The 24,826-nt window shown below is 68.3% G+C and carries 26 protein-coding genes; 16 read left to right on the top strand and 10 right to left on the bottom strand.

The window, feature by feature from the left end; genetic code table 11:
- Positions 1–66 precede the first annotated feature (66 nt).
- The 3 genes from VB738_RS01920 (at position 67) to VB738_RS01910 (ending at position 2,210) form a co-directional block, all read left to right on the top strand.
- Positions 67–462: a hypothetical protein gene (locus VB738_RS01920; protein WP_323304130.1), complete on the top strand. Its 396-nt coding sequence runs from the start codon at positions 67–69 to the stop codon at positions 460–462.
- A 165-nt stretch (positions 463–627) separates the two neighbouring features.
- A complete protein-coding gene (gene fmdA, locus VB738_RS01915; protein ID WP_323304129.1) occupies positions 628–1,833 on the top strand; it encodes a formamidase in 1,206 nt (401 codons plus the stop codon).
- Between the two features lie 104 nt (positions 1,834–1,937).
- Positions 1,938–2,210 (top strand): FmdB family zinc ribbon protein, encoded by a 273-nt coding sequence (locus tag VB738_RS01910; RefSeq protein WP_323304128.1) that lies wholly within the window; start codon positions 1,938–1,940, stop codon positions 2,208–2,210.
- 79 nt (positions 2,211–2,289) lie between these two features.
- On the opposite strand, the gene urtE is transcribed toward VB738_RS01910, so the two are convergent.
- The 6 genes from urtE to ureG form a co-directional block, all read right to left on the bottom strand.
- A complete protein-coding gene (gene urtE, locus VB738_RS01905; protein ID WP_323304127.1) occupies positions 2,290–3,015 on the bottom strand; it encodes an urea ABC transporter ATP-binding subunit UrtE in 726 nt (241 codons plus the stop codon).
- A gap of 31 nt (positions 3,016–3,046) precedes the next feature.
- Positions 3,047–3,793: an urea ABC transporter ATP-binding protein UrtD gene (gene urtD, locus VB738_RS01900; protein ID WP_323304126.1), complete on the bottom strand. Its 747-nt coding sequence runs from the start codon at positions 3,791–3,793 to the stop codon at positions 3,047–3,049.
- Between the two features lie 70 nt (positions 3,794–3,863).
- Positions 3,864–4,970, bottom strand: coding sequence for an urea ABC transporter permease subunit UrtC (gene urtC / locus VB738_RS01895; RefSeq protein ID WP_323304125.1), 1,107 nt, complete (start codon positions 4,968–4,970; stop codon positions 3,864–3,866).
- A 60-nt stretch (positions 4,971–5,030) separates the two neighbouring features.
- On the bottom strand, positions 5,031–6,188 hold the full coding sequence (locus VB738_RS01890; RefSeq protein WP_323304124.1) for an urea ABC transporter permease subunit UrtB: 1,158 nt from the start codon (positions 6,186–6,188) through the stop codon (positions 5,031–5,033).
- Positions 6,189–6,327: 139 nt separating this feature from the next.
- Positions 6,328–7,623, bottom strand: coding sequence for an urea ABC transporter substrate-binding protein (urtA, locus tag VB738_RS01885; protein ID WP_094585309.1), 1,296 nt, complete (start codon positions 7,621–7,623; stop codon positions 6,328–6,330).
- 213 nt (positions 7,624–7,836) lie between these two features.
- Positions 7,837–8,451, bottom strand: a complete 615-nt coding sequence (ureG, locus tag VB738_RS01880; protein ID WP_323304123.1) for an urease accessory protein UreG — start codon at positions 8,449–8,451, stop codon at positions 7,837–7,839.
- Positions 8,452–8,465: 14 nt separating this feature from the next.
- On the opposite strand from ureG, the gene VB738_RS01875 reads away from it, so the two are divergent.
- Together VB738_RS01875 and VB738_RS01870 are read left to right on the top strand one after the other, a co-directional pair.
- Positions 8,466–9,122, top strand: a complete 657-nt coding sequence (locus tag VB738_RS01875; RefSeq protein ID WP_323304122.1) for a hypothetical protein — start codon at positions 8,466–8,468, stop codon at positions 9,120–9,122.
- Positions 9,123–9,124: 2 nt separating this feature from the next.
- Positions 9,125–10,024 carry an MlaD family protein gene (locus VB738_RS01870; RefSeq protein ID WP_323304121.1) on the top strand — a complete coding sequence of 300 codons (900 nt, stop codon included), beginning with the start codon at positions 9,125–9,127 and terminating at the stop codon, positions 10,022–10,024.
- 24 nt (positions 10,025–10,048) lie between these two features.
- Here the strand turns inward: VB738_RS01870 and VB738_RS01865 are convergent, their stop codons facing one another.
- From VB738_RS01865 to ureE, 3 genes are read right to left on the bottom strand one after another with little or no spacing between them, the layout of a single operon-like run.
- Complete coding sequence (locus VB738_RS01865; RefSeq protein ID WP_323304120.1) at positions 10,049–11,062, bottom strand: ABC transporter substrate-binding protein; 1,014 nt, start codon at positions 11,060–11,062, stop codon at positions 10,049–10,051.
- A complete protein-coding gene (locus VB738_RS01860; protein WP_323304119.1) occupies positions 11,062–11,745 on the bottom strand; it encodes an urease accessory protein UreF in 684 nt (227 codons plus the stop codon). Before VB738_RS01860 ends, VB738_RS01865 begins: the two co-directional genes overlap by 1 nt.
- On the bottom strand, positions 11,742–12,275 hold the full coding sequence (gene ureE / locus VB738_RS01855; RefSeq protein WP_323304118.1) for an urease accessory protein UreE: 534 nt from the start codon (positions 12,273–12,275) through the stop codon (positions 11,742–11,744). Before ureE ends, VB738_RS01860 begins: the two co-directional genes overlap by 4 nt.
- Positions 12,276–12,384: 109 nt before the next feature.
- On the opposite strand from ureE, the gene VB738_RS01850 reads away from it, so the two are divergent.
- The 8 genes from VB738_RS01850 to ureC all read left to right on the top strand — a co-directional run bounded on the left by VB738_RS01850 (position 12,385) and on the right by ureC (position 20,507).
- The gene (locus VB738_RS01850) at positions 12,385–13,299 is read left to right on the top strand and encodes an urease accessory protein UreD (protein WP_323304117.1); all 915 of its coding nucleotides are present in this window, start codon (positions 12,385–12,387) and stop codon (positions 13,297–13,299) included.
- A 53-nt stretch (positions 13,300–13,352) separates the two neighbouring features.
- A complete protein-coding gene (locus VB738_RS01845; RefSeq protein WP_323304116.1) occupies positions 13,353–14,054 on the top strand; it encodes a Coq4 family protein in 702 nt (233 codons plus the stop codon).
- Between the two features lie 28 nt (positions 14,055–14,082).
- Positions 14,083–14,634 (top strand): LemA family protein, encoded by a 552-nt coding sequence (locus tag VB738_RS01840; protein ID WP_323304115.1) that lies wholly within the window; start codon positions 14,083–14,085, stop codon positions 14,632–14,634.
- Positions 14,627–16,426, top strand: coding sequence for a DUF2207 domain-containing protein (locus VB738_RS01835; protein WP_323304114.1), 1,800 nt, complete (start codon positions 14,627–14,629; stop codon positions 16,424–16,426). The genes VB738_RS01840 and VB738_RS01835 overlap by 8 nt, the downstream gene beginning before the upstream one ends.
- A 55-nt stretch (positions 16,427–16,481) precedes the next feature.
- Entirely contained in the window at positions 16,482–18,062 is a 1,581-nt protein-coding gene (locus VB738_RS01830) for a serine hydrolase (RefSeq protein ID WP_323304113.1), read from the top strand.
- Between the two features lie 78 nt (positions 18,063–18,140).
- Complete coding sequence (locus tag VB738_RS01825) at positions 18,141–18,443, top strand: urease subunit gamma (RefSeq protein ID WP_015110097.1); 303 nt, start codon at positions 18,141–18,143, stop codon at positions 18,441–18,443.
- 14 nt (positions 18,444–18,457) lie between these two features.
- A complete protein-coding gene (locus VB738_RS01820) occupies positions 18,458–18,775 on the top strand; it encodes an urease subunit beta (RefSeq protein WP_323304112.1) in 318 nt (105 codons plus the stop codon).
- Positions 18,776–18,782: 7 nt separating this feature from the next.
- On the top strand, positions 18,783–20,507 hold the full coding sequence (ureC, locus tag VB738_RS01815) for an urease subunit alpha (protein ID WP_323304111.1): 1,725 nt from the start codon (positions 18,783–18,785) through the stop codon (positions 20,505–20,507).
- A gap of 215 nt (positions 20,508–20,722) precedes the next feature.
- Here ureC and VB738_RS01810 read toward each other — a convergent pair whose 3' ends face one another.
- Positions 20,723–21,226, bottom strand: a complete 504-nt coding sequence (locus tag VB738_RS01810; RefSeq protein WP_323304110.1) for a PilZ domain-containing protein — start codon at positions 21,224–21,226, stop codon at positions 20,723–20,725.
- 213 nt (positions 21,227–21,439) lie between these two features.
- On the opposite strand from VB738_RS01810, the gene VB738_RS01805 reads away from it, so the two are divergent.
- Genes VB738_RS01805 through VB738_RS01795 form a run of 3 tightly spaced genes read left to right on the top strand, consistent with a single transcriptional unit; the run spans position 21,440 to position 24,734 of the window.
- The gene (locus VB738_RS01805; protein WP_323304109.1) at positions 21,440–22,879 is read left to right on the top strand and encodes a circularly permuted type 2 ATP-grasp protein; all 1,440 of its coding nucleotides are present in this window, start codon (positions 21,440–21,442) and stop codon (positions 22,877–22,879) included.
- Positions 22,873–23,850 (top strand): alpha-E domain-containing protein, encoded by a 978-nt coding sequence (locus VB738_RS01800; RefSeq protein WP_323304108.1) that lies wholly within the window; start codon positions 22,873–22,875, stop codon positions 23,848–23,850. Before VB738_RS01805 ends, VB738_RS01800 begins: the two co-directional genes overlap by 7 nt.
- Positions 23,835–24,734, top strand: a complete 900-nt coding sequence (locus VB738_RS01795; protein ID WP_323304107.1) for a transglutaminase family protein — start codon at positions 23,835–23,837, stop codon at positions 24,732–24,734. Before VB738_RS01800 ends, VB738_RS01795 begins: the two co-directional genes overlap by 16 nt.
- Positions 24,735–24,826 lie beyond the last annotated feature (92 nt).

The raw sequence follows: 24,826 nt of genomic DNA, 5'->3' as shown, positions 1-24,826 counted from the left end.
CACCTGGCAAGACTGCTGGCCTGTGCGGGCCTCGCCCTGGCCGGTTGCGGCTCCGCCCCGAAGGAAGTGGCGATTCAGAACGCCAAACCGGGTGACCTGCTGGTGGAGGTGGATGGCAGCCGGGTGGAGCTGGTGCGGGCGTTCACCCCGGGCGTTGCCAACGGACTGCACAAGGGGGTGGTGAAGGTCACATCAGGTGGTGGGGATGCCAAGGGACAGATGTACGAAACCACGGCAATCTGCAGCGTCAAGGGAGAGCCGGGCTGGCAAACCTATGACAACGTCTTCGGAGATCCGATCAGCGATCTCAATGCGAAGAGAACATTCCCTGTCAAGGATCGCTGGCAGTTTCTGTTCCATTTTGATGGCCGCACGGAACAGATCGGCAAGCTGGATCCCAGCGTCTGGGTTTCGCGATTGAAGGACAATCTCTGCCGAAAAGGGGATTTCGACGACACCTGATCGCTAGGCAGTCCACGGGCAGGGAAACGCAGATCCTGTCTTGAGAATGATTCCTAGTTCCATTCATTGAAGCGGAGATGGGCCGCCAGTTTCCTGTAGCAATCGACACTTTCGAGCCGCAGGCCATCCTTTTGGATGGATGGGAAATTGCGTCTCGGTTCCTCGATGCCCAAAACACTCTTCTCCGTCGATCTCACCAAGCCGATGGATCAGCAGGACATGCCCGGGCACAACCGCTGGCATCCGGACATTCCTGCCGTGGCATCGGTGAATCCTGGTGACGTCTTCCGGATCGAATGCAAGGACTGGACCGACGGCCAGATCAAGAACAACGACGACCCGAAGGACATCGAGGATGTGAATCTCGAGGTCGTTCACGTTCTCAGCGGCCCGATCTGGGTCAACGGTGCCCAGCCCGGCGACATCCTGGTGGTGGACATCCTTGATGTCGGTGCGCTGCAGGGGGATGAGTGGGGGTTCACGGGCATCTTCGCCAAGGAGAACGGTGGCGGTTTCCTCACCGATCACTACCCCAAGGCCGCCAAAGCCATCTGGGATCTGGAGGGCATCTACACCTCCTCCCGTCACATTCCCGGCGTTCGTTTCGCCGGCATCACCCACCCCGGCCTGATCGGCTGCGCCCCCTCCCAGGAGTTGCTGAATGAGTGGAACCGTCGTGAGACGGAACTGGTGAAGACCGCTCCCGACCGACGCACCTACGGTGCCGGCCTCTCCGGCAGCGAGCCGGTGCTGGCGGCCCTGCCCAATCCCAACAGCGCCATCCTGGGCACCCTCCCCGCCAGTGAGTTCGAGCGGGTGGCCAATGAAGCGGCCCGCACGGTGCCGCCCCGGGAGCACGGCGGCAACTGCGACATCAAGAACCTCACCAAGGGCACCCGGATCTATTTCCCGGTCTATGTCGAAGGGGCCAAGCTCTCGATGGGCGATATCCACTTCTCCCAGGGGGATGGGGAAATCTCCTTCTGTGGCGCCATCGAAATGTCCGGCTACCTCGACCTCCACGTCGAGATCATCAAGGGCGGCATGGCGAAGTATGGGATGGTCAACCCCATGTTCAAGACCAGCCCGGTGGAACCCCATTACACCGACTACCTGGTGTTCGAAGGCATCTCTGTGGATGAATTCGAGGGCAAGCAGTACTACATGGACGTCCACATCGCCTACCGGCGTGCCTGCCTCAACGCCATCGAGTACCTCAAGAAGTTCGGCTACACCGGCGAGCAGGCCTACCTGCTGTTGAGCTGTGCACCGGTGGAGGGCAGGATCAGCGGCATCGTCGACATCCCCAACGCCTGCTGCACCCTGGCCATCCCGACCGGGATCTTCGACAAGGACATCCTGCCCTGCTGATCGGCCGGCTGGAGGGAGGGGCCTGGACACCAGGCCCCTTTTTCTTGCCTTTCGCTTTTGCTGCCGGCCCCATTTTCGCCCCCGTCGTTCCCCCTCGTCTTCTGATGCCTGTTTACGAATACAGCTGCAGCAATGGCTGCGAGAACTATGAGGTCTGGCGCAGCATCGATGAGCGCCACAAGGAAACCAACTGCCCCACCTGCACCGCCGAGGGCGTCCGCGTGTTCACGCCGGTCATGTCACTCAGTGGCCCCTTTCGCCTGAAACAGGAGCAGTCCGAACCGCGACTGGTTCGCAAGGAAACCAAGGAAGTCACCGGCAAGCCGCGGCTCAAGGAAAGCGGCACCCGACCCTGGATGCTCAATCGCGGCTGCTGAGCGCGATACCAAAGCAAAAGTCCCGGGCCGCGCCACCGCAGGTGGCATCGGTTCGGGACTTGCTGTTGCGCCGGAGTCCTCAGACGGTGAGGAATTCCTTGATCACGTCGTCGGAGAGCTGGTCGGTCTGGCCGCTGGAGACGATGCCGCCGCGTTGCATGGCGTAGTAGAAGTCGGACTGGCGCACGAAGTGCAGGTGCTGCTCCACCAGCAGCACGCTGATGCCGGTCTCCTTCATGATCCGCTGCACCGCATGTTCGATGTCGAGGATGATGGAGGGTTGGATGCCTTCGGTGGGTTCATCGAGGAGCAGCAGCTTGGGTTTGCCCAGCAGGGCGCGGGCGATGGCGAGCTGCTGCTGCTGGCCACCACTGAGGTCGCCACCTTTACGCTTGAGGAACTTCTCGAGAATCGGGAAAAGATCGAAGATCAGCGGATCGATGTGGCGGTTCTTTTCCAGACCTCCGGGCAGGGCTTCCATGCCCAGCAGCAGATTCTCCTTGACCGATACCTGGGGAATGATGTCCCGGCCCTGGGACACATAGCCGATGCCGGCTCGGGCCCGCTTGTAGGGCGGCTGGTTGGTGAGCTGGCCGTCCTGGTAGGCGATCGTCCCGGATCGCTGCTGCAACAGGCCGATGATGGTCTTGAGAAAGGTGGTCTTGCCGACGCCGTTGCGGCCGATCAGGCAGACCATCTTGCCTTCGTGGATGGTCAGATCCACGTTGCGGAGAATGTGGCTCTCCCCGTAATACACATTGAGGTCGGAGACCTGAAGCAGGGGCTGGGCGCTGGTGGTGGACATGGGCTCGCGGTGGGTGATGGTCGGGTAGCGATTACTGTTCGGGCGGCCCCAGGTAGACCTCGATCACCCGCGGGTCGGCTTTGACCTTCTCCAGCGGACCTTCGGTCAGCACCTGTCCCTGGTGCAGCACGGTGACATCGAAGCCGAGATCGCGGATGAACTCCATGTCGTGCTCGATCACCACCACCGTGTGGTCACCGGCGAGCGACTTGATCAGCTCGGCCGTGCGCAGGGTTTCCTCATCGGTGAGGCCGGCCACGGGCTCATCCAGCAGCAGCACCTCGGGAGCCTGGGCCACCAGGGAGGCAATGGCCAGCCATTGCTTCTGGCCGTGGGAAAGGGAGCCCGCCTTGACGGTGGCGAAGGGCGTCAGACCCACGTAGTTCATGATCCGATGCACCTCGTCCTTGGAGGACTGGGGCAGGCCGGAACCCAGCAGGCTGAAGGCGTTTTTGAACGGTGAGGCGGAGAGTTCGAGGTTCCGCAGCACGGTGAGATTCTCAAACACCCGCGGGGTCTGGAACTTGCGACCGATGCCATCGCGCGAGATCTGCTGCTCGGAGACGCCCAGCAGCGATTTGCCCTTGAAGGTCACCGACCCTTTCGTGGGCCGCACCTTGCCGGTGATGACATCCAGGAAGGTGGTCTTGCCGGCACCGTTGGGGCCGATGATGGACTTCAGCTCACCCTTGTAGAGCTTCAGGCTGAGGTCGGTGAGGGCATAGAAGCCGTCGAAACTCACGCTGACGTCATTGAGCTCAAGTAGAGGTTCGGACATGGACTTCGGAAGGGTGCGGAATCAGAGGAGCGGTCACAGCAGACGGGCCAGGAAGCAGCTTCCTGGAGGACTAATCGACAGGAACGGCCTCCTTGTCGAGCTGGGGGTAGGTCTTGGCCTTTTGGGCGATGCCGAAGGCGGCCAGGAAGGTGCGGAAACCTCCCTTGGTGATCCAGCCGTAGATGCCATCAGGCATCAGAACCACCACGAAGATGAACAGCGCCCCCTGTACGAACAGCCAGGCTTCGGGCAGGGCTTCGCTCACCAGACTGCGCAGGTAGTTGACCAGGGTGGCGCCGATGATCGGGCCCACCAGGGTCCCCCGGCCGCCCACGGCCACCCAGATCACCATCTCGATCGAGAAGGAGATCGACATGTACTGGGGCGAGACGATGCCGGTCTGGACGGTGTAGAGGGCTCCGGAGATGCCGCACAGGGCTCCAGCCACCAGGAAGACGATGGTCTTGAACGGGACGGGGTTGAAGCCGGCGAAGCGCAGGCGGCTCTCATCGTCGCGGATGGCGATCAGGGCATCGCCGAAGCGACCATTGGTGAAGTAGCGGCAGACCAGAAACGCCAGAGGCAGCATCACCACGGTGAGGCGGTAGAACCACACCTGCATGTCGGGGGAGCCCACCAGCTGGCCGAACAGTTCGCTGGTGCTGGTCTTGAGGCCGTTGGTGCCGTCGAAAAGTTTCTGCTGGCCGTTGAAGAAGTGGAAGAAGACCATCAGAGCCGCCTGGGTGATGATCGAGAAGTACACCCCCTTGATGCGGTTTCGGAAGATCAGCCAACCCACCAGGCCCGCCACCACCGCCGGAATCACCCATATGGCGATCAGGGTGAACACAGGCGACCAGAAGGGTTGCCAGAAGAACGGCAGCTGGTCGACGCCGTAGTTTTCGAAGAACTTGGGAATCCCGTTGCCACCGGCGAGGCTCTTGGTGTTGAGCATCAGGTACATGGCCACGGCATAGCCCCCGAGGGCAAAGAAGATGCCCTGTCCCAGGCTCAAAAGACCGGTGAATCCCCAGATAAGGTCGATCGCCAGGGCCGTGATCGCCAGCGAGAAATAACGGCCGAAGAGGTTGAGACGGAAATCATCCAGCGCAGCCGGCAGGATGAACAGGGCGATCGCCAGCAGAATCCAGGGGACGAGTCGTTGGAAGAGTTTCACAGGTAGGGCCTCCTGGTGGGGAGATGGAACGGGAATCTGCAGAGGGTGGGACTGATCGGGTCAGGCATCGACCGACCGACCCTTCTGGGGGAACATGCCGTTGGGGCGGAACTGGAGGAAGACGATGATGAAGATGAACACCAGCACCAGCGACATGCTCGTGGTGGCGAAGAACTCGATCACCCCTTTGGCTGCCTCCGGCAGATTCGGGAAGATGGTGAGCAGTGTGCCCGAACCAATGACCGACTGGATGATTCCCAGCAGCAGGGAGGCCAGCACGGTGCCGAGCAGGTTGCCCACCCCACCGAGGACGATCACCATGAAGCAGGAGACGATGTAGGCCGCGCCGAGGTTCGGACCCACCGAACCGAGCAGGGTGATGGCACAGCCGGCGACGCCGGCCAGGCCGGAACCGATGCCGAAGGTGATGCTGTCGACGCGATCGGTGGGAATGCCGAGGCAGTTGCTCATCTGGCGGTTCTGGGTCACCGAGCGGATGCGCAGGCCCCAGACGCTCTTGTTGAGGAACCAGTAGGTGGCCAGAAGCAACAGGGCCGACAGCAGAATGATGAAGATGCGCAGGCCGGGCAGTTCAATGGTTCCGATCATCCCCCAGCTTCCCTGCAGCCATTTGGGGGCGGTCACATCAATGTTCCGCGGGCCGAACCAGGCTTTGGCGAGTGGACGGATCTGGTCGAACAGGTTGACGGCGATCAGACCGATGCCGATGGCGATCGCCCAGCCCAGTCCGTTGAGATAGGTGAAGAACGGCTTCTCGGAGAACTTGGCTCCGAGTAGCTTGGACAGACCGAATCCAACGGCGACACCAACAATGATGCCCAGCATCATGGCGGTGGACACACTGCGGATCAGCTGAATGAGAATCAGGCTGACGCCCCAGGTCGCCAGCAGGGTTTCGAGTGGTCGGCCATAGAGCTGCCGGATCAACGTTCTCTCCAGCAGCACCCCGATGAGCCCCGTCACGATGAACGCGAGTACCAGGGAGACCGGAAAATAGAGCTCGAAGATCACACCACCCATGGGCTTGAAGGCCGACTGCACCACATAGGTGACATAGGCCCCCAACATCATGAATTCGCCATGGGCGAGATTGATGACGCCCATCAACCCGAAAACGATCGCCAGACCCGTGGCTGCAAGCAGCAGGACTGACCCGATGCTCAGGCCATCGAGTATCTGAGAAAAGAAAAGTTCCAACGGAATGAATGTTGAACGTTAGATCCAGCGTTGCGTGGGCGACGCTGGATCGGGTCGAACGTGGTGGTGTGGCGGACCGGAAAGGGGCGGTTCCCGGAGGAACCACCCGTCTTTCATGGATTCACGGATCGCTCCGTGATCACATCTTGAACTTGCCGGCGTCAGGACGATCCTGGGTCCAGTCGCAGGTGAAGCCCTTGGTCTCGGGAACGAACTGGTTCCAGGGCAGCGGCGGGATGGCCTTGACGCTGTCGTAGAGGATCTTGAACTGGCCGGTGGGCTCCGCCTCGCCGATGAGCACCCGCTCGGAGGTGTGGTGGTTGGGGAACATCTTGATCTCGCCCTGGGGAGCGGCGAAGGTGATCCCGATCATGTCCTTGCGGACCTTGTCGAGGTCTTCGAAGGTGCCCGCCTTCTCAACGGCGTTCTTCCAGAGGTAGACCATGTTGTAGGCGGATTCCGCCGGGTCACCCGTGACGCGGTCGGCGCCGTACATCGCCTGGAAGTCGGCGGTGAACTTCTTGGAGGCCGGGGTGTCCAGGCTCATGAAGAAGTTCCACGCGGCGTAGGTGCCGGTGGTGTACTCAGGACCGATCTGGCGGATCTCCTCCTCGGCGATGGAGAAGGACATGATCGGGTACTTGGCCGGATCGATGCCCGAGGCCTTGAACTGCTTGAACAGGGCGACGTTGGAGTCACCGTTCAGGGTGTTGATGATGATCCCGCCATCGGGGAAGGCCTTCTTGATCTTGGCGATGATCGGGGCCACCTCGGTGTTGCCGAGGGGGATGTAGTCCTCGCCGACGGTCTCACCGCCGAGGGCCTTCATCTGCTCTTTGATGATCGTGTTGGCCGTGCGCGGATACACGTAGTCGGAGCCGACCAGATAGACCTTCTTACCCAGCTTGTCGCTGAACTTGTCCATCAGCCACTGAACTGCGGGCTCAGCCTGCTGGTTCGGAACGGCGCCGGTGTAGAAGATGTTCCGGGAGCACTCCTGACCCTCGTACTGAATCGGGTAGAAGAGCATGTGGTTCTTCGACTCGAAGACCGGCAGCATCGCTTTGCGGCTGGCGGAGGTCCAGCCACCGAAGACGACGGCGACCTTGTCGGAGTCGATCAGTTTCTGGGCCTTCTCGGCGAAGGTGGGCCAGTCGGAGGCGCCATCCTCGGAGACGGCGACGATCTTGTAGGACTTACCGCCGACCTTGACGCCGCCGGCATCATTGATTTCCTTGATCGCCATCTCCTCGACTTCTTTCAAAGTCGTTTCGGAGATGGCCATAGTCCCACTGAGGGAGTGAAGGATACCGACCTTCACTTCGCCATCAAAATTGCCGCCGGACCCGGACTCGCCCCCGCAGGAGACGAGGGTTACGCTCACGGCAGTTGCGGCGATTGCAGCTGCCAGTCGCCTTGAAAGATGCAGAGACATTGAAGCCTGTTCAAGATGAATTGTAGTCGCCGTAACCGACGGCAAAGGGAAAGGTAAGGAAGGACGTGGTTACCCCCGGTATCCAATGAGACAGAAAGCCGCCCAGGGCCCGCGGGAGTGAGGATTTGAACGCCGCAGGCCTGTCGATCTGTTGTATTACCTACGGATTTGCTGAACAACGGCTGAAAGGCGAATACCAGCAGGCTGGATCGCTCAGGCGACCGCCGGTTCGGGCATCTGACGCAGCAGGAAGCTCTCAACCCGATCGAGGCCCTCGCCGCTGCGCAGATTCGTGAAGCACCAGGGGCGGCCGCCGCGCATGCGTTCGGTGTCGCGCTCCATCACGGCCAGGCTGGCGCCGACCATCGGGGCCAGGTCGATCTTGTTGATCACCAGCAGGTCGGAGCGGGTGATGCCGGGGCCTCCCTTGCGGGGGATCTTGTCGCCGGCGGCCACGTCGATCACGTAGATGCACAGATCCACCAGCTCCGGGCTGAAGCTGGCCGCCAGGTTGTCGCCACCGCTCTCCACCAGCACCAGGTCCAGGTCGGGGAAGGCCTCCTCCAGCTCCTGCACCGCCGCCCGGTTGATCGAGCAGTCCTCCCGGATGGCGGTGTGGGGGCAGCCGCCGGTCTCCACACCCCGGATCCGCTCGGGGGCCAGGGAGCCGGCGCGGGTGAGGAACTGGGCGTCCTCCTGGGTGTAGATGTCGTTGGTGACCACCGCCAGCTGCAGCCGCTCCCGCAGCCGGCGGCAGAGGGCGTCGACCAGGGCCGTCTTGCCCGATCCCACCGGCCCCGCCACGCCGACCCTCAGCTTGCTGCCCATCGCCCCGATCCAGGATGGGTGCCATCCTGACGCCAGCGCCAATGGCTGCGGTGAGTGACGGACCGATCCCGACGCTGATCCGCCGCTTCGAGCGCCTGGATGCCCGTCTCGTCGCCACCGTCGTGGGCACGGGGGTTGTGGTCTGCCTGGGCTTCATCGAGCTGCTGCGCAGCCCCCTGCAGCAGCTCTCGAGGGTCACGATCGAACTGCTGGCGGTGCGGGCCCTGCTGTTCCTGGCCCCGCTGCTGGTCAGCCTGCTGCTGCTGCTCCGGGATGGCCCGCTGCTGCTGGGCGACCGTCGCCCCCCCCGTTCCTGGGGGCCCGACCTGCTGGCCAGCGGCCTGCTGAGCGTCGTGCTGCTGCTCTATTTCATGGCGGCGGTGATCATCACCGCCAGCCTCATGCTCAACCAGGGGGATGGGGTGGGGGAGGTGGGCTTCCTGATCGGCCAGCTGGAACCGGCCCGCTTCGCCGCCGCCCTGGCCAGGGCGGGCGTCTATGGCGGGATCTGCGCCGCCATCTGCCTGCACCAGGCCCGGTGCTGCCCTTCCGGCGCCGTGGGGATGGCCTCCGGCATGGCCCGGTCGTTGCGGCTGGGCATCGGGGTGATGGTCTGCCTCGATGTGGTCTGGACGATCGTCGTCGACCCTCTGCGCATGGGAGGTCCCTGACCGTGCCCGCCGACTCCCCAGCAACCGTCCCGGAGTCCGGCCCCGCCCCGCCGCGGCGCCCCGGCCCCCAGAGCCTGGTCTTCCTGGCGGGAGCGGTGGCCCTGCTCGGGGTGTTCGTGCTGGGGATCGCCCGAGCCGGCAACTGGCTCGCGCCCAGCGTCCGCCTGCAGTTCCGCACCCTCGACGCCGCCGGCCTACAGACCGGCATGGCGGTGCGGATCTCGGGATTCGCCGTCGGCCAGGTGCGCCGGATCGTGCTGCAGCCCGACGCCCAGGTGCTGGTGGAACTGGAGCTGCGGGATCCCTACCGCTCCATGGTGGGGCGCCGCAGCCGGGCGGAACTGGCCCAGCTGGGGCTCCTGGGCGACCGCTACATCGCCATCACGCCCGATCCGGCGGCGATCGGCCAGCCCCCGATCGGTGACGGCGAGACGCTCGTGTTCACCAGCCGCCCCGACATCGACGACCTGCTCGCCGAGGTGGCCAGCAGCCGCATCCCCCTGCAGCGGGCCGTCAGCAGCGGCCTGAGCCTGGCGGAGACCCGCCTGCCCCGCAGCCTCGACGAGCTCGATCGCACCCTGGTCGCCAGCCGCCGCCTGGCGACGCGCCTGGAGGCCGACACCCGGCGCAGCAGCAGCGAGCTCAACCGCACCCTGGGGGCCACCCGCGCCCTGGCCGAGCGCCTGGAGGACCGCGCCGACGGTACCGCCGCCGACCTGTCCGCCCTGATCCGGCGGCTGGAGAGCACCGAAACCCAGACGCGCCCGCTGCTGCTCCAGACCCTGCGCGAGCTTTCCACCATGGCCACCGCCACCAACCGCCTGGTGAAGACGCTCAACGAGAGCTGGGTGATCGAACTGATCGAGCGGACCGGGGAGCCCCGCGGTGAGCGCGGCCGCTGATCGCCGGGATGGCTGCCGGCGGCGTCACCCCTCCACCCGGTCGGCCTGGCCCAGCAGCGGCGGCGGGAACGTCACCCCGATGGCCCGGGCCGTGCGGCGATTCAGCAGCAGCAGCTTCCGGGTCACCGGCTCGAAGGCCATCGTGGCGGGGGAGCGGCCGCGCAGCACCTGCACCGCCAGTGTCCCGGCCTGGGCCCCGTCGGCCTCCGGATCCCAGCCCACCACCGCCAGGCACCCCGGCGTGGCGATGTCGGAGGGGTCGACGGAATAGACCGGCAGGCGATGGCGCAGGCCGCCCGCCGCCAGGGCGGGGAAGCCCACGCTCGTGGCGTAGTCGCCCACCCGCACCAGGGCCGCCACCCGGTGGGCGGCCAGGGCATCGGTGGCCCGGGCCACCTCCGCCGGCCCTGCCACCGGCTCGACCACGACCGCAAGGGAGCGCTGGGCCGCCTCCCGGCGCAGCAGCTCCGCTTCGAAGCTGGCGTTGGCCTCGGAGGGATTGAAGACGAGCCCCACACTGGCCAGGCCGGGTGTGATCCGGCGGGCGAGATCGAGCTGCTCGGCCAGGGGGTTGGTGCTGACCGTGCCCACCACGTTGGGCCGGTGGCGGGTGTAGCTGGTGCCGGCCCCGGCGCCCCAGGGGTTGGAGCAGTAGGTGAACACCACCGGCACCCGGGCCGGGGCGATGGCCAGGATCGCCGCCAGGGGCGGGGTGCCGATGGCCACGAGCATGTCGACCCCACCCTCCAGCAGCTCCTTCACCTGGGCGCGGCAGGTGGCCATGCTGCCGGCGGCGAAGCGCTCCAGCAGGATCACGCCGGCCGGCGCCCGGAATCCGCCCCTGGCCAGGGCCTGCACGAACCCGCGGCGGGCGGCATCGGGGCCGGCCCCCCGTACGTACTGGATGAGGCCCAGCCGCGGCGGGCCCGGCGGCCGGCGGCGGGCGTTGCATCCGGCGGCCAGCAGGGTGGCGGCGGCGGCGGCCCCGCCCAGCAGGCGCAGCACCTGCCGCCGGCTGGCCCCAGCGGTCGTGGCCATCAGCTGCGGAACAACCGGGAATAGAGCTCACCATGGCCCAGCTGGGCCAGCCCCGCCCCCACCCCCCCGTTCCAGAGGTCCTCGGGATCGGTCGCCACCAGCTCCGCGGCCCGGGCGGCGATCGTTGGCGCCAGGGCCAGCTGCAGGCGCTGGGCCTCGGTGGGGCCCAGGGGCACGAGCCGCACGGCGGCGCTGAGCTGGGTGGCGATCCAGCCGTAGAGGTAGGCCTCAACCAGCTCCTGGGGCGCGATGGCCAGGGCCACCCCGGCCCAGGCCCAGGCCCCTGGCCAGGCCAGCCGCTGCGTCCCATCCCCGGGCAGGGGCAGGGCCAGGTCGGCCAGCAGCTGCAGCAGGGAGCGGCCCATCTGGCGCTGCTGGGCCCGCACCTCGGCCGCCTCCCGCTGGGCCAGCAGCCAGCCGTCCAGCTCCAGCACCTCCTGACGGGCCGGCCCCTCCGGGAACTCACGCCATCGGGTGAGCGCCTGCATCAGTCGGCCCAGGCTGGCCGCCTCGATGGCCAGGGCCCCCCGGGCCAGTTCCGCCTCCAGCCAGTGGGCCACGCCCTCGGCATCGCCCAGCTCACCCGCCTGGACGAGCACTTCCAGTCCCTCGGAATAGCTGAACGCCCCCACCGGCAGGGCGGGACTGACGAGCTGGAACAGCCGCAGCCGGGCGAGGCTCATGGGTGGGAATGGCCATGGTGGCCTTGGGCGTGCTGGTGGGCGTGGCCGGACCCTTCGTAGGCCCCGGGTTCGGGCAGAAACGGCCCGCTCATGCGCTCCACGGTCAGACCCCGGTGCCGCAGCAGATCCTCGAGCACGCTGTCGACCCCCAGGCGCAGCTCGTCGCGGTGCAGCTCCATGGCCACATGGCGGTTGCCCAGGTGATAAGCCGCCTGCAGCAGGGCCAGGGGATCGGCGGCCCGCACCACCAGCAGCGGCTCCTCGGCGGCCTCCACCACCACCAGGGGCCCACCGGCCTCCGGTGCCAGCCGGTCGCCGGGCTCCAGGGCAGCGCCGCGGGGCAGCTGCAGCAGCAGGTCCCGCCCACAGGCGCTGCGGCGATGGCCCCGCAGGCTCGTGCGCTCGTCGGCCCGCAGCGGCAACCGCAGCGGCGGATCCGGCGCCGGCGCCTCCCCGTGACGGAGGTGCCTCACCAGCACCAGGGGCCCAGCGTCGGGAGCGGCGACATCAGAAACAGTGGGGCCGGGCATCGAGCGGGCCAGCGGGCGGGGTGGGGCGTCCACCCTGGCCAGCCGTTGGCCGGCCGCCCTGTGTCGGGCGCTACCAAAACCAGGCCCCCGGGGCCCCACGATCACCGCCATGCAGCTCACCGCTCCCGCCCCCTGGAGAGCCCAGGCCCGGCTTCGTTTCGAGATCACCGGCGGCGTGGACGGTGCCACCCGGCATCAGGGGGGAGCGACGGCGCCGCTGAAGATCCAGCGGGCCTTCGCCGCCGCCGATGGCCGCTGCGAACTACCCCTGCTGCACACCGGCGGCGGCCTGGTGGGGGGGGATGAGCTGGCCATCGACGCCGAGCTGGGCGCCGGCAGCCGGGCCCTGATCACCAGCGTGGCGGCCCAGAAGGTCTATGGAACCGTGGGCCGTTCCCGGCGGGTCCCCGCCGGCAGCTGGACCCACCAGACCCTCGACTTCCGTCTCGCCGCGGGGGCCGATCTGGAGTGGCTGCCCCAGGAACTGGTGGTCTTCCGGGATGGCCTGTTCCAGCAGACCTGCCGGGTGGAGCTGGCCGAAGGGGCCAGCTGGCTGGGGGCGGAGGTGGTGCGGCTGGGGCGCAGCGCCGACGGCGAGACACTCGGATCCGGCCGTTGGCGCTCGTTGCTGGAGATCCGGAGGGAAGGGAGCTGGGAGCTGGTGGACCGGCTCGAGCTCGGTGGCGCCAGCCTGGAGAGCCCCCACGGCCTGGGGGGGCAGCCGGTGTTCGCCAGCCTCGTGTGGGCCGCCCCCGGGCCGGTGGGCGAGTCCCTGCTGGAGGCCTGCCGCGCCGAGCGGCATGGGCTGGAGGGGGCGATGGCCTGCGGCCGGCTGGAGCGGGGGCTGGTGGCCCGCTACCGGGGCCGCTCCACCCAGGCGGCCCGCTTCTGGTTCACGCGCATCTGGGCCCGGATCCGGGCCGAACGGGGCCTGGCGGCTCCGGTGCTGCCGCGGGTCTGGCCGTTCCAGGAGCAGCCCCTGGACCAGGAACCGCCGCTGCCGGTCCCGGCCCGCAGCTGGTGACCACCGGCCCGATGGAGCAGCGGGCCTAGGTTCGCTCCAGGCGCAGCCCCCCGATGCATCGCTTCCAGCTCTCCCTGCAGGCCCTTGGCCAGGCGCGCCATCTCATCGCCGTGGGCCGCAGCCAGGGGGACCTGGGCCGGATCGCCGATCTGGTGGACAGCTTCCTGGACACCCCCCAGATGGAGGCCTGCATCGCCCGCTTCCGGGCCCTGCCGGGCGGGGCAGCGATGATGGACGAGCGCTATCCGCCCCTGCAGCCGGACCTGGAGCGGCTCGAGGCACTGCCGGAGGGGAGCCTGGGCCACACCTACGCCGCCCTGATCCGCCGCTTCAACTACGACCCCGAATTCTTCCGCCCCCGCCCCGTCGACACGGAGGGCCGCTGGCTCACCCAGCGGATCGCCACCACCCACGACATTCACCATGTGGTCAGCGGTTTCGGCACGACGCCCGTGGGGGAGAACGGCGTGCTGGCCATCACCGCCACCCAGATCGGCTTCCCCGCCTATGTGAGCCTCACCCACGCGGCCCAGATCGCCGGGTTCCGTTTCAGGCTTGACGGCTACGAAAGCCTCAGCCGGTCGATCAGCCACGGCACCACGATCGGCTTCACCGCCCATCCCTTCGCCACGGTCCGCTGGGAGGAGGGCTGGGAGCTGCCGGTGGCGGCGTGGCGGCAGCGGCTGGGGGTGACCCTGCCGGCCGACGACGCCCCCTACGGAGCGAACGCCTGCGGAAACGTGGGGTCCCCCTAGGCTCGGAATCCACCCAACCCCGGGGCCCATGCCGCTGCTGCTGATCCTGGTGGCGGGCGCCGCCGTCGGGTTGATCCTGATCTACAACCGCCTGGCCCAGCTGCAGGTGCTGGCGGACAACGCCTGGGCCGACATCGACGTGCAGCTGAAGCGACGCCATGACCTGATCCCCAACCTGGTGGAGACGGTGCGGGGCTATGCCAGCCATGAAAAGGAGAGCTTCCGGAGCGTGATCGAAGCCCGCAATGCCGCCGTGGCCGCCCGGGGGCCCCGGGAGCAGCAGCAGGCGGAGCAGGTCCTGGGGGCGTCGCTCGGCCAGCTGTTCGCCCTGGCGGAGGCCTACCCGGCCCTGCGGGCGGTGGAGAGCTTCCAGACCCTGCAGTCCAACCTCAGCCAGATCGAGGAAACCCTCCAGAGCGCCCGCCGCTACTACAACGCCGTGGTCCGGGATCTCAACACGGCGATCGTGCAGTTCCCCTCCAACCTGGTGGCCGGCGGCTTCGGGTTCCGTTCGCGCACCTACTTCGAGCTGGAGAACCCGGCCGAAGCGGCGGTTCCCGCCGTCCGTTTCGATGGCTGAGGGCCTGGCGGCCGCCCGGTGGCTGCGGCGCCGCTGGCGCTGGGGGCTGGGGGGGCTGCTCGGCCTGGCCCTGACGCTGCTGCTCCTGGCCCCCTGGGGGGCCGGAGCTGCGTCCAGCGCCACCGAACGCCAGCTCACGCTCACCGATTTCCAGATGCAGGCCGTGGTGGAGCCCACGGGAGCTGTCCAGGTGCGCGAAACCCTCACCGCCCGCTTCGATGGCTCCTGGAACGGCCTGGTGCGCCAGATCCCCCTGCTGGCCCGGCGGCCCGGTGGGCTCGAATCCCTCGGGCTGCGGGTGCTGGCGGTCACCGACCCCGAGGGCCGGCCCTTCCGCTACGAGAGCAGCCACCCCGGTGCCGACCTGAAACTGAAGATCTGGATCCCGGGCGCCGAGAACGCCAGCCGCACGGCCGTGATCACCTACCGGCTGAAGCGGGGCCTGCGCTTCTATCCGGACCACGACGAGTTCAACTGGAACGTCACCGGCAACGCCTGGGAGGTGCCGATCGAGCGGGCCTCCGCCGCGGTGCAACTGCCCCCGGGTGTGTCCGGACTCCATGCTTCGGTCTACACCGGGCCCCGCGGCGCCCGGGAGCAGAACGCCACCCTGACGATCGGCGCCGACACGGTGGCCAGCAGCACCACGCGGCGGCTGGAGCCCGGCGAGGGCTTCACCCTGGCGGTGGGCTTCGCCAAGGGGCTGGTGCCGCCGCCCTCGGCCCTGGAGCAGCTGGTCGACTGGTGGCAGGGGCGGCTGACCCTGCTGTTGCCCCTGCTGTGCACTGCCGTGCTGGGCCCGCTTTGGTGGCGCATCGGGAGGGATCCGGCGGTGGGCCCGGTGCCGGTGACCTACGAACCCCCCGAGGGTCTGCCGCCGGCGGTGCTGGGCAGCCTGGTGGCGGAGCAGGTGAGCGGATCCGCCCTGTCGGCCACCCTGGTGGCGCTGGCGGTGAAGGGCCAGCTGCGCATCGAACAGGACCAGAAGAAGCTCCTCTTCCTGAACCTGGGCAAGCGCTACGTGTTCACCCTGTTGGGCGCGCCGGCCCAACGGTCGGCGCTGCTGCCCCATGAGGCCTACCTGCTCGAGACGCTGTTCGCCTCGGTGGAGCCGGGGGCGACGGTCAGCACCGATCAGCTCCGCGACCACTTCTACGTCCATGTGCCCGGCTTCGAGCGGCTGGTGATGCAGGCGGTGCTGGCTCAGAAGTTCTTCCGGCGCTGGCCCGGAACCGTGCGGGCCCTCACCTTCTTCGGCGGCCTGGGACTGGCCGCCGGTGTCTTCGTGCTCGCCTCGGCGCTGCTGCCCCATGACATCGTCATGCTGCAGGGGGCGGCGCACCCCTGGCTGATCCTCGTTTCCCTGGCGCTGACGGTGGTGCTGGTGGGCGTGTTCGCCTGGATCATGCCCAGCCGCACCACCAGGGGCACGGCGGTGCTGCGCCAGACCCTCGGCTTCCAGGAGTTCCTGCGCCGGGTGGAGGCGCCGCGGCTGGAGCGGCTGGTGCTGACGCCGGAGCTGTTCGAGCGCTTCCTGCCCTACGCGATGGTGGCGGGCCTGACCCGGCAGTGGACAGCGGCGTTCCAGGGGATCCTCGAAGTGGCCCCCAGCTGGTACGTCGGCAGCGGTGACTTCGATCTGACGGATTTCGGCACCAGCCTCGAGGACTGCTTCAGCACCACCACCGGCGCCATGCAGTCGTCACCGAGCAGCTCCAGCAGCTCCAGCGGCAGTTCCGGCGGGGGCAGCTCCGGCGGCGGGGATGGCGGTGGCGGCGGCGGCGGCTTCTGACCACCGGGGCGGGGGCAGCGCCAGGCCTAGCTTTCACCGAGTTGCCGGCGTTGCCGTGGCCCCAAGCGTCCTGCGCCGCCCCGGGGCGGCTGCCCTGGTTCTGGGCCTGGCCCTGGCGCTCCAGCCCCCGGGTGAGGTCCGCAGTGCCGACGGGGCCTCGGGGCCCCCGCCCCCGCCGCGCCAGGTGACGGCGGAAAGCCTGGCGGCCGCTCTGCCCAGGCTCGAAGCCCTGGCCACGGAGATGCTCGGCCGCACCGGTGTTCCGGGCCTGGCGATCGTGGTGGTGCACGCCGACCGGGTGGTGTTCCTCAAGGGCTACGGCCTGCGGCGGGTGGGCGAGCCAGGCGCGGTGGATGCCGACACCGTCTTCCAGCTGGCGTCGCTCTCGAAGCCGATCGCCGCCACGGTGGTGGCCGGCCTGGTGGGCGACGGGCGCGTGGGCTGGGACGACCCGGTGCTGCGCACCCTCCCCCAGGCCCGGATCGGTTCGCCGGCCATCGCCCCCTTGGTGACCATCCGCGACCTCCTCTCCCACCGCAGCGGCCTGCCCGACCACGCTGGCGATCACCTCGAGGACCTGGGCTTCGATCGGGCCACGATCCTGGAGCGGCTGCGGCTGCTGCCCACCGGCAACCGCTTCCGTGCCGACTACGCCTACACCAACTTCGGCTTCACCGCTGGCGCCGTGGCCGCCGCCAACGCCGTCGGGCGCCCCTGGGAGCAGCTCTCCCTTGATCGGCTCTACGGGCCCCTGGGCATGACCCATACCAGCTCCCGCCACGCAGATTTCGCGGGCGCCGCCAACCGCGCCTCCCTGCACGTGCCGGAGGCGGGCCGCTGGGTGGCGCGTTACCAGCGGGATGCCGATGCCCAGGCCCCCGCCGGCGGGGTGAGCTCCAGCGTGCGGGACCTGGGCCAGTGGCTGCGGCTGCAGCTGGCCGGCGGTCGCCTCGATGGCCGTGCGGTGGTGGACGCCGCCGCCCTGGCCGAGACCCACCGGCCCCAGATCGTCAGCCAGCCGCCCCGCGATCCGGCCATCGACCGTGCCGGCTTCTATGGCCTGGGCTGGAACGTGAGCACCACCGACCGGGGCACGGTGCAGCTGGGCCACTCGGGCGCCTTCGATCTCGGCGCCGCCACGGCCGTCTACCTGCTGCCGGCGGAATCCCTGGGCATCATCGTGCTCTCCAACAGCCAGCCCCTGGGGGTGCCGGAGGCCCTCAGCCTCAGCTTCCTCGACCTGGCCACCACCGGAGCGGTGCAGCGCGACTACCTCGCCACTCTGCGCCCCCTGTTCCGGGGCATGGAGCAGCAGGACTACCCCGCCGTGGTCACCCCGGCCCGGCCGCTGCCGGCCCGCCCCGCCGCCGCCTACACCGGCAGCTACGCCAATCCCTACGTGGGCCAGGCCGCGGTGGTGCGCCGCGGGGACGGGCTCGAGCTGCAGCTGGGGCCCCGCCTCACCTCCTTCCCCCTCACCCCGGTGAGCGGCGACACCTTCCGCTACCAGCCCGCCGGCGAGAACGCCTACGGTCCCAGCGCCGTCAGCTTCACGGTCGGCTCCGACGGCCGGGCCACGGCGGTGCGGATCGACAACCTCAACCTCAACGGCCAAGGCGTGCTCCAGCGGCGCTGATCGGGGCTCCGAACGTTCCTTCTGAACCTGACCCGGTGCCGGAGCGCTGCGAAAGTGGGGGCGGCCCGCGCAGCCTGCATGAACCTCACCCCCCAGGAGAAAGACAAGCTGTTGATCGTCACCGCCGCCCTGCTGGCGGAGCGGCGACTCGGCCGGGGCCTGAAGCTCAACCATCCCGAGGCGGTGGCCTGGCTCAGCTTCCAGGTGATCGAAGGCGCCCGCGACGGCCGCAGCGTGGCGGAGCTGATGCGGGAGGGCACCACCTGGCTGAGCCGGGATCAGGTGATGGAGGGGGTGCCCGAGCTGATCCCCGAGGTGCAGATCGAGGCGATGTTTCCCGATGGCACCAAGCTCGTCACCCTCCACGAACCGATCCGCTGACCCCCCACCCCGCCATGGCCCCCCTGATCCCCGGCGAACTGATCCCCGAGCCCGGCACGATCGAGCTCAACGTCGGCCGTCCCGTCACCACCCTGTCGGTGGCGAACCGGGGCGACCGGCCCGTACAGGTGGGCTCCCACTTCCACTTCCACGAGGCCAACGGCGCCCTCGAGTTCGACCGTGAGGCGGCCCGCGGCCTGCGGCTCGACATCCCCGCCGGCACCGCCATCCGCTTCGAGCCCGGCGACCAGCGGGACGTGCATCTGGTGCCCTACGTCGGCGACCGCCGCGTGTTCGGCTTCAACGGTCTGGTCAACGGCCCCCTCGACTGACACTCCCATGCCCTATCGCATCGACCGCCGCGCCTACGCCGAGACCTACGGCCCCACCACCGGCGACCGGCTGCGGCTGGCCGACACCGAACTGATCCTGGAGGTGGAGAGCGACTGCACCACCTACGGCGATGAGGTGAAGTTCGGGGGCGGCAAGGTGATCCGCGACGGCATGGGCCAGGCCCAGACCCCCCGCTCCGAAGGGGCCGTCGACACGGTGATCACCAATGCCCTGATCCTCGACTGGTGGGGCATCGTCAAGGCCGACATCGGCCTGAAGGACGGCCGCATCTGCGCCATCGGCAAGGCGGGCAACCCCGACATCACCGATGGGGTGACGATCGTGGTCGGGCCCGGCACCGAAGCCATCGCCGGGGAGGGGCACATCGTCACCGCCGGGGCGATCGATACCCACATCCACTTCATCTGCCCCCAGCAGATCGAAACCGCCCTCGCCTCCGGGGTCACCACCCTGCTGGGCGGCGGCACCGGCCCGGCCACCGGCACCAACGCCACCACCTGCACCCCCGGCGCCTTCCACCTGGCCCGCATGCTCCAGGCCGCCGAGGGGCTGCCGATCAACCTGGGCTTCTACGGCAAGGGCAACGCCAGCACCCCGGCGGCGATCGAGGAGCAGATCCGCGCCGGTGCCTGCGGCCTGAAGCTGCACGAGGACTGGGGCACCACCCCGGCGGCGATCGACTGCTGCCTGACGGTGGCCGACAAGTACGACGTGCAGGTCTGCATCCACTCCGACACCCTCAACGAGGCCGGCTTCGTGGAGGACACGATCCGGGCCATCGGCGGCCGCACGATCCACACCTTCCACACCGAGGGGGCCGGCGGGGGCCACGCCCCCGACATCATCCGGATCTGCGGCGAGCCCAACGTGCTGCCCAGCTCCACCAACCCCACCAAGCCCTACACCGTCAACACCCTCGAGGAGCACCTCGACATGCTGATGGTGTGCCACCACCTCGATCCCCGCATCCCGGAGGACGTGGCCTTCGCCGAATCACGCATCCGCCGCGAGACGATCGCCGCCGAGGACATCCTCCACGACCTGGGCGCCTTCAGCATCATCGCCAGCGATTCCCAGGCCATGGGCCGTGTCGGTGAGGTGATCACCCGCACGTTCCAGACGGCCCACAAGATGAAGGTGCAGCGCGGGTTCCTCCCCGAGGACGCCACCGGTCCTGGTGGCGGCCGCAACGACAACACCCGCCTCAAGCGCTACATCGCCAAGCTCACGATCAATCCCGCCATCGCCCATGGCCTCGACAGCCAGATCGGCTCGGTGGAGGTGGGCAAGCTGGCCGACCTGGTGCTGTGGAAGCCGGGCTTCTTCGGCGTCAAGCCGGAGCTGGTGATCAAGGGGGGCTCGATCGTCTGGGCCCAGATGGGCGATGCCAACGCCTCGATCCCCACGCCGGGCCCCGTCCACGGCCGGCCGATGTTCGCCGCCTACGGCGGATCGGTGGCGGCCAGCTGCCTGAACTTCGTCAGCCAGGCCTGCCTCGAGGACGATCTGCCCCACAGCCTCGGCCTGAAGCGGACCTGCGTGCCGGTGGTCCAGACCCGGGGCATCGGCAAGGCCCAGATGCGCAACAACACGGCCCTGCCCAAGGTGGAGGTGGACCCCCAGACCTACGAGGTCTTCGCCGACGGCGAGCTGCTCACCTGCGAACCGGCGCAGGTGCTGCCGATGGCCCAGCGCTACTTCCTGCTGTAGGGCAGCCGCAACTCGACCGGCGCCGGTCGCGCCGGCCTTGTCGAGGCAGAGCCCCTTGTCGGTGGCACGCACGGGTTTGGCGTTGCGGTTGGGTCCCAGCGCGTTCTGACACACCAGCTGGAGCGCCTGGCCGTTGGCCGTGGCGGTGAAGGCCTTGGTGGGCGAGGCCAGGGGGAGACGGCGGCCCGGCGCGGCTCACGGATGGGTTGCGCGAACTAAGGAGTCTGCGCCGCCGCGCTGGCCATCCGTTCCTCCTCGAGCGCCCACTCCTCCTGGTTGGGATCGCGGCGGGTGCCGCGCCGCTCCATCGAAAGGACCGGCACCTCCTGGAGGGGGGTGGCGAAGGCCACGCCGAAGCTGAGGGCGAAATGGGCCCGGGTGAGCCAGCGCAGCCGGGCCCGCAGGCGCAGCTGCCCGAAGCCGGGATGGGAACGCACATCCAGCAGGAGCCACTGCCCCAACTCCAGGGCCTGGTCCTCATTGGCGATCAGGCACATCCCGCCCTCGGCCACGTCAGCGATGTCGGCGAGGAACCAGCGCCCGCAGGGCTGGCCCTCGCTATCGAGGCGCCGGACGGCGATGGTGCGGCAACTCTCAATGGAATGGCGGGCGAAGGCGCGCTTCTCACGACGGGTTGCGGTTCTTTCCCGCTCGTGCAGCAGGGCGCCCGTGGGGCGGGGGGTCTTGGAGGCCTGGGATCCACTCTGGCTGGTCAGCATGGCCCTCCCCCCCTGGCGCTGAGTTCATCCTGAACCCTGCGCATCCCGCAGGGGCCGTTGCTTATGAAAACGCTATTCCTGTTGCAGCGCTAGCCAGGGTCGCCCAGTGGCGGCCCCCCCGCAGGGGCCCAGGCCACCCTGTGTTTCGTAGCAACGGCAACGGGTGGCCACCCCGGCGGCACTGCAGGATCCAACCGCGCGGCAGGGTGTGGAATGTTCAGTCAGTACAAACCGAACCAGGGGTACGACGAGTACTTCACCTCCACCGACCAGCCCAGGGCGACCCTGACGCCCCTGCTGTCGTCCCTGGGTCAGATGGGGCTGGACCAGCTCAACCGCAACCACGCCGCCGCCGGCATGCTGCTCAAGCGGCTCGGCGCCACCTTCCGGCTCAACGATTCCGACAGCAAGGGCGTCGAGCGGATCCTCCCCTTCGATCCTCTCCCGCGCCTGATCGGGGCCCGCGACTGGGAGCGGCTGGAGCGGGGCCTGTTCCAGCGGCTGGAGGCGATCGACCGCTTCCTGGCCGATGTCTACGGCGACCAGAAGATCCTGGCTGACGGGGTGGTGCCCAGGGCCGACGTCGAAAGCTCCCAGGGCTGGCGGCCCCAGATGCAGGGTTTCCAACCACCCCTCGGCCGCTGGTGCCACATCTCCGGCCTGGATCTGGTGCGCGACGGCGACGGCACCTGGCGGGTGCTGGAGGACAACCTGCGCTGCCCTTCCGGGGTGGCGTACTTCCTCGAAAACCGGCGCGTGATGAAGCGCATGTTCCCGAGCCTGTTCGCCGGCCGCACCGTGCAGCCCATCGACGACTACCCCTCCCACCTGCTGCAGACCCTGCGGGAGCTGGCCCCCTGGACCGACACCCCCAAGGTGGTGCTGCTCACCCCCGGCGTGTTCAACAGCGCCTACTTCGAGCACAGCTATCTGGCCCAGCAGATGGGCATCCAGCTGGTGGAGGGGCGCGATCTGGTGTGCGAGGGGGATCGGGTCTGGATGCGCAGCACCGCCGGCCTCGAGGCGGTCGATGTGATCTACCGCCGCATCGACGACGACTTCCTCGACCCGGCCGTGTTCCGCAGCGATTCGCTGCTGGGCGTGCGGGGGCTGATGGGCGCCTACGCGGCGGGCCGGGTGGCGATCGCCAATGCCCCGGGCACCGGCGTGGCCGATGACAAGCTCATCTACGCCTACGTGGGCGAGATGATCCGCTACTACCTGGGCGAGGAGCCCATCATCGAGAACGTCCCCACCTACATCTGCTCCCGCCCCGACGATCAGGCCTACGTGCTGGCCCACCTCGGGGAGCTGGTGGTGAAGGCGGTGGCGGAGGCCGGCGGCTACGGCATGCTGATCGGCCCCCATGCCAGCCAGGCGGAGATCGACGAGTTCGCCGTGAAGATCCAGGCCAACCCCCGCAACTACATCGCCCAGCCGACCCTGGAGCTCTCCACCGTCCCCTCCCTGAGCGAAGGGGAGCTCTACCCCTGCCACGTGGATCTGCGGCCCTACGTGCTGCGCGGCAAGGAGGCCTGGGTGAGTCCCGGCGGCCTCACCCGCGTGGCGCTGCGGCGCGGGTCCCTGGTGGTCAACTCCTCCCAGGGCGGCGGCTGCAAGGACACCTGGATCGTGGATGAAGCCCCATGCTGAGCCGCGTCGCCGACTCCCTCTACTGGATCAACCGCAACGTCGAGCGGGCCGAGAACATTTCCCGGTTCGTGGAGGTGAGCGAGGCCATGGCCCTCGACTGCCCCCCCGGCAGCGCCGAGCCCTGGCTGCCCCTGATCGACGCCAGCGGCGACCGCAAGCTCTTCGATGAGCTTTGCCCCGTGGTCACGCCCGAGGCCGTGATCCATTTCCTGGTGCGCGAGGCCGAGAACCCCAGCAGCGTTCTCAACTGCATCGGCAACGCCCGGGAGAACGCCCGCCAGATCCGTGAGGTGATGACCACGGAGATGTGGGAGCAGATCAACGACATCTACTGGACGCTGCAGGAGGAGGCCTTCTGGCAGCAGCCGCCACAGGAACAGCTGCGGGAGATCCGCCGTGCCTGCCAGCTCTTCTACGGCATCACCGACGCCACCCTCAGCCGCGACCTCTCCTGGCAGTTCAGCCGTCTCGGGCGGCTGCTGGAGCGGGCCGACAAGACCACCCGGATCCTAGATGTCAAGTACTTCCTGCTGCTGCCGTCCCCCGAGGAGGTGGGCGGGGTGCTCGACGAACTGCAGTGGATCTCTCTGCTGCGCTCGGCGGGGGCTTACCAGATGTTCCGCCAGTCGAGCCAGCAGGCCATCGAACCCAAGGCCGTGGCGGCGTTCCTGCTGCTCGATCCGATCTTCCCCCGCTCAGTGCGCTACTGCCTGGAGCGGATCAACGAGACCCTGCGGATCATCCGCGGCAGCTCCGTTCCCCGCCCCGCCGATGATCTGGAGTGCCTGATCGGGCTCACCCTGGCCCACTGGAGCTTCACCAGGATCGACGAACTGGTGGCCACCGGGCTCCATGAAGCCATCGACAACTTCCAGTCGGATCTCAATCGCCTGCATGCGTTGATCGAAGCGCGCTACTTCATCGCCCCCGCCGGCTCCGCCAGTCAGGAGGCGGCATGCGAGCCCGCATAACCCACACCTTCGACTACCGCTACAGCGCTCCGGTCTTCCTGGGTCCGCACCGGTTCTGCCTGAAACCCCGGGGCCACGGCTTCCAACGGCTGCTGCACTTCCACCTGGCGGTCACGCCGGAGCCGTCCCGCTTCTATCCGCTGCTGGCCGCCAGCGGCGATGAGATCCTGCGGGCCCGCTTCACGGGCAGTACCGAGCACTTCCGGGTGCAGGCGATCAGCGATGTGGAGACCCAGCAGCCCCCGGCCCTGGCCAGCTGCCTGGAGGACCAGGAGCCGCTGCTGCCCTATCCGGTGGGCCACCTGAACGGCGATCTGCTGGGCTCGCTGGAGGGCTGGCTCCCCAACGGCCAGCACGACCCCGCCGCGGTGGACCTGGCCCAGGAGGCGCTGATGGGCAGCGACCAGCGGGGACTGATGTTCTTGGAGCAGCTGGTGGAGATCATCAAGGACCGGGTCAAGTACACCCAGCGGCACGTGGGGCCGGCCTGGCCGGCGGGGCGCACCCTCAAGGAGCGGGTCGGCTCCTGCCGCGACCTGGCGATGCTGATGGTCGAGACCTGCCGCTGCGTCGGCCTGCCCTCCCGGTTCGTGAGCGGCTACCACCTGGTGGAACCGCAGCCGAAGCAGTACGACCTGCATGCCTGGGCGGAGGTCTACCTGCCTGGCGCCGGCTGGCGGGGGTTTGACCCCAGCGGCATGGGCAGCGTCGACGACCGTTACATCACCCTGGCCACCTCCTCGAAGCCCACCCTCACCGCGGCGGTGAACGGCAGCTTCTCGGGCCCGACGGGGGTGGACAGCGAGCTGGAATGGACCATCGAGGCGGAGCTTCTGGAGCCCACGCCGATGGGCTCCGCCTGGCATGAGGTGCTGCACGGCTGAAGCGAAGCCACTCTTAAGGTGCGCCCGCTGGTAGCCGATGCATCAGCGGTGGGCGTACTCCCCAGGCCAGGACTGGTCCACTCCGCCGACTG

This window comes from Cyanobium gracile UHCC 0139, from assembly GCF_034931325.1.
GTDB classification, from domain to species: Bacteria; Cyanobacteriota; Cyanobacteriia; order PCC-6307; family Cyanobiaceae; genus Cyanobium; species Cyanobium gracile_B.
Note: the sequence above shows the minus strand (reverse complement) of the source record. Positions and strands in the feature narration are given on the sequence as shown.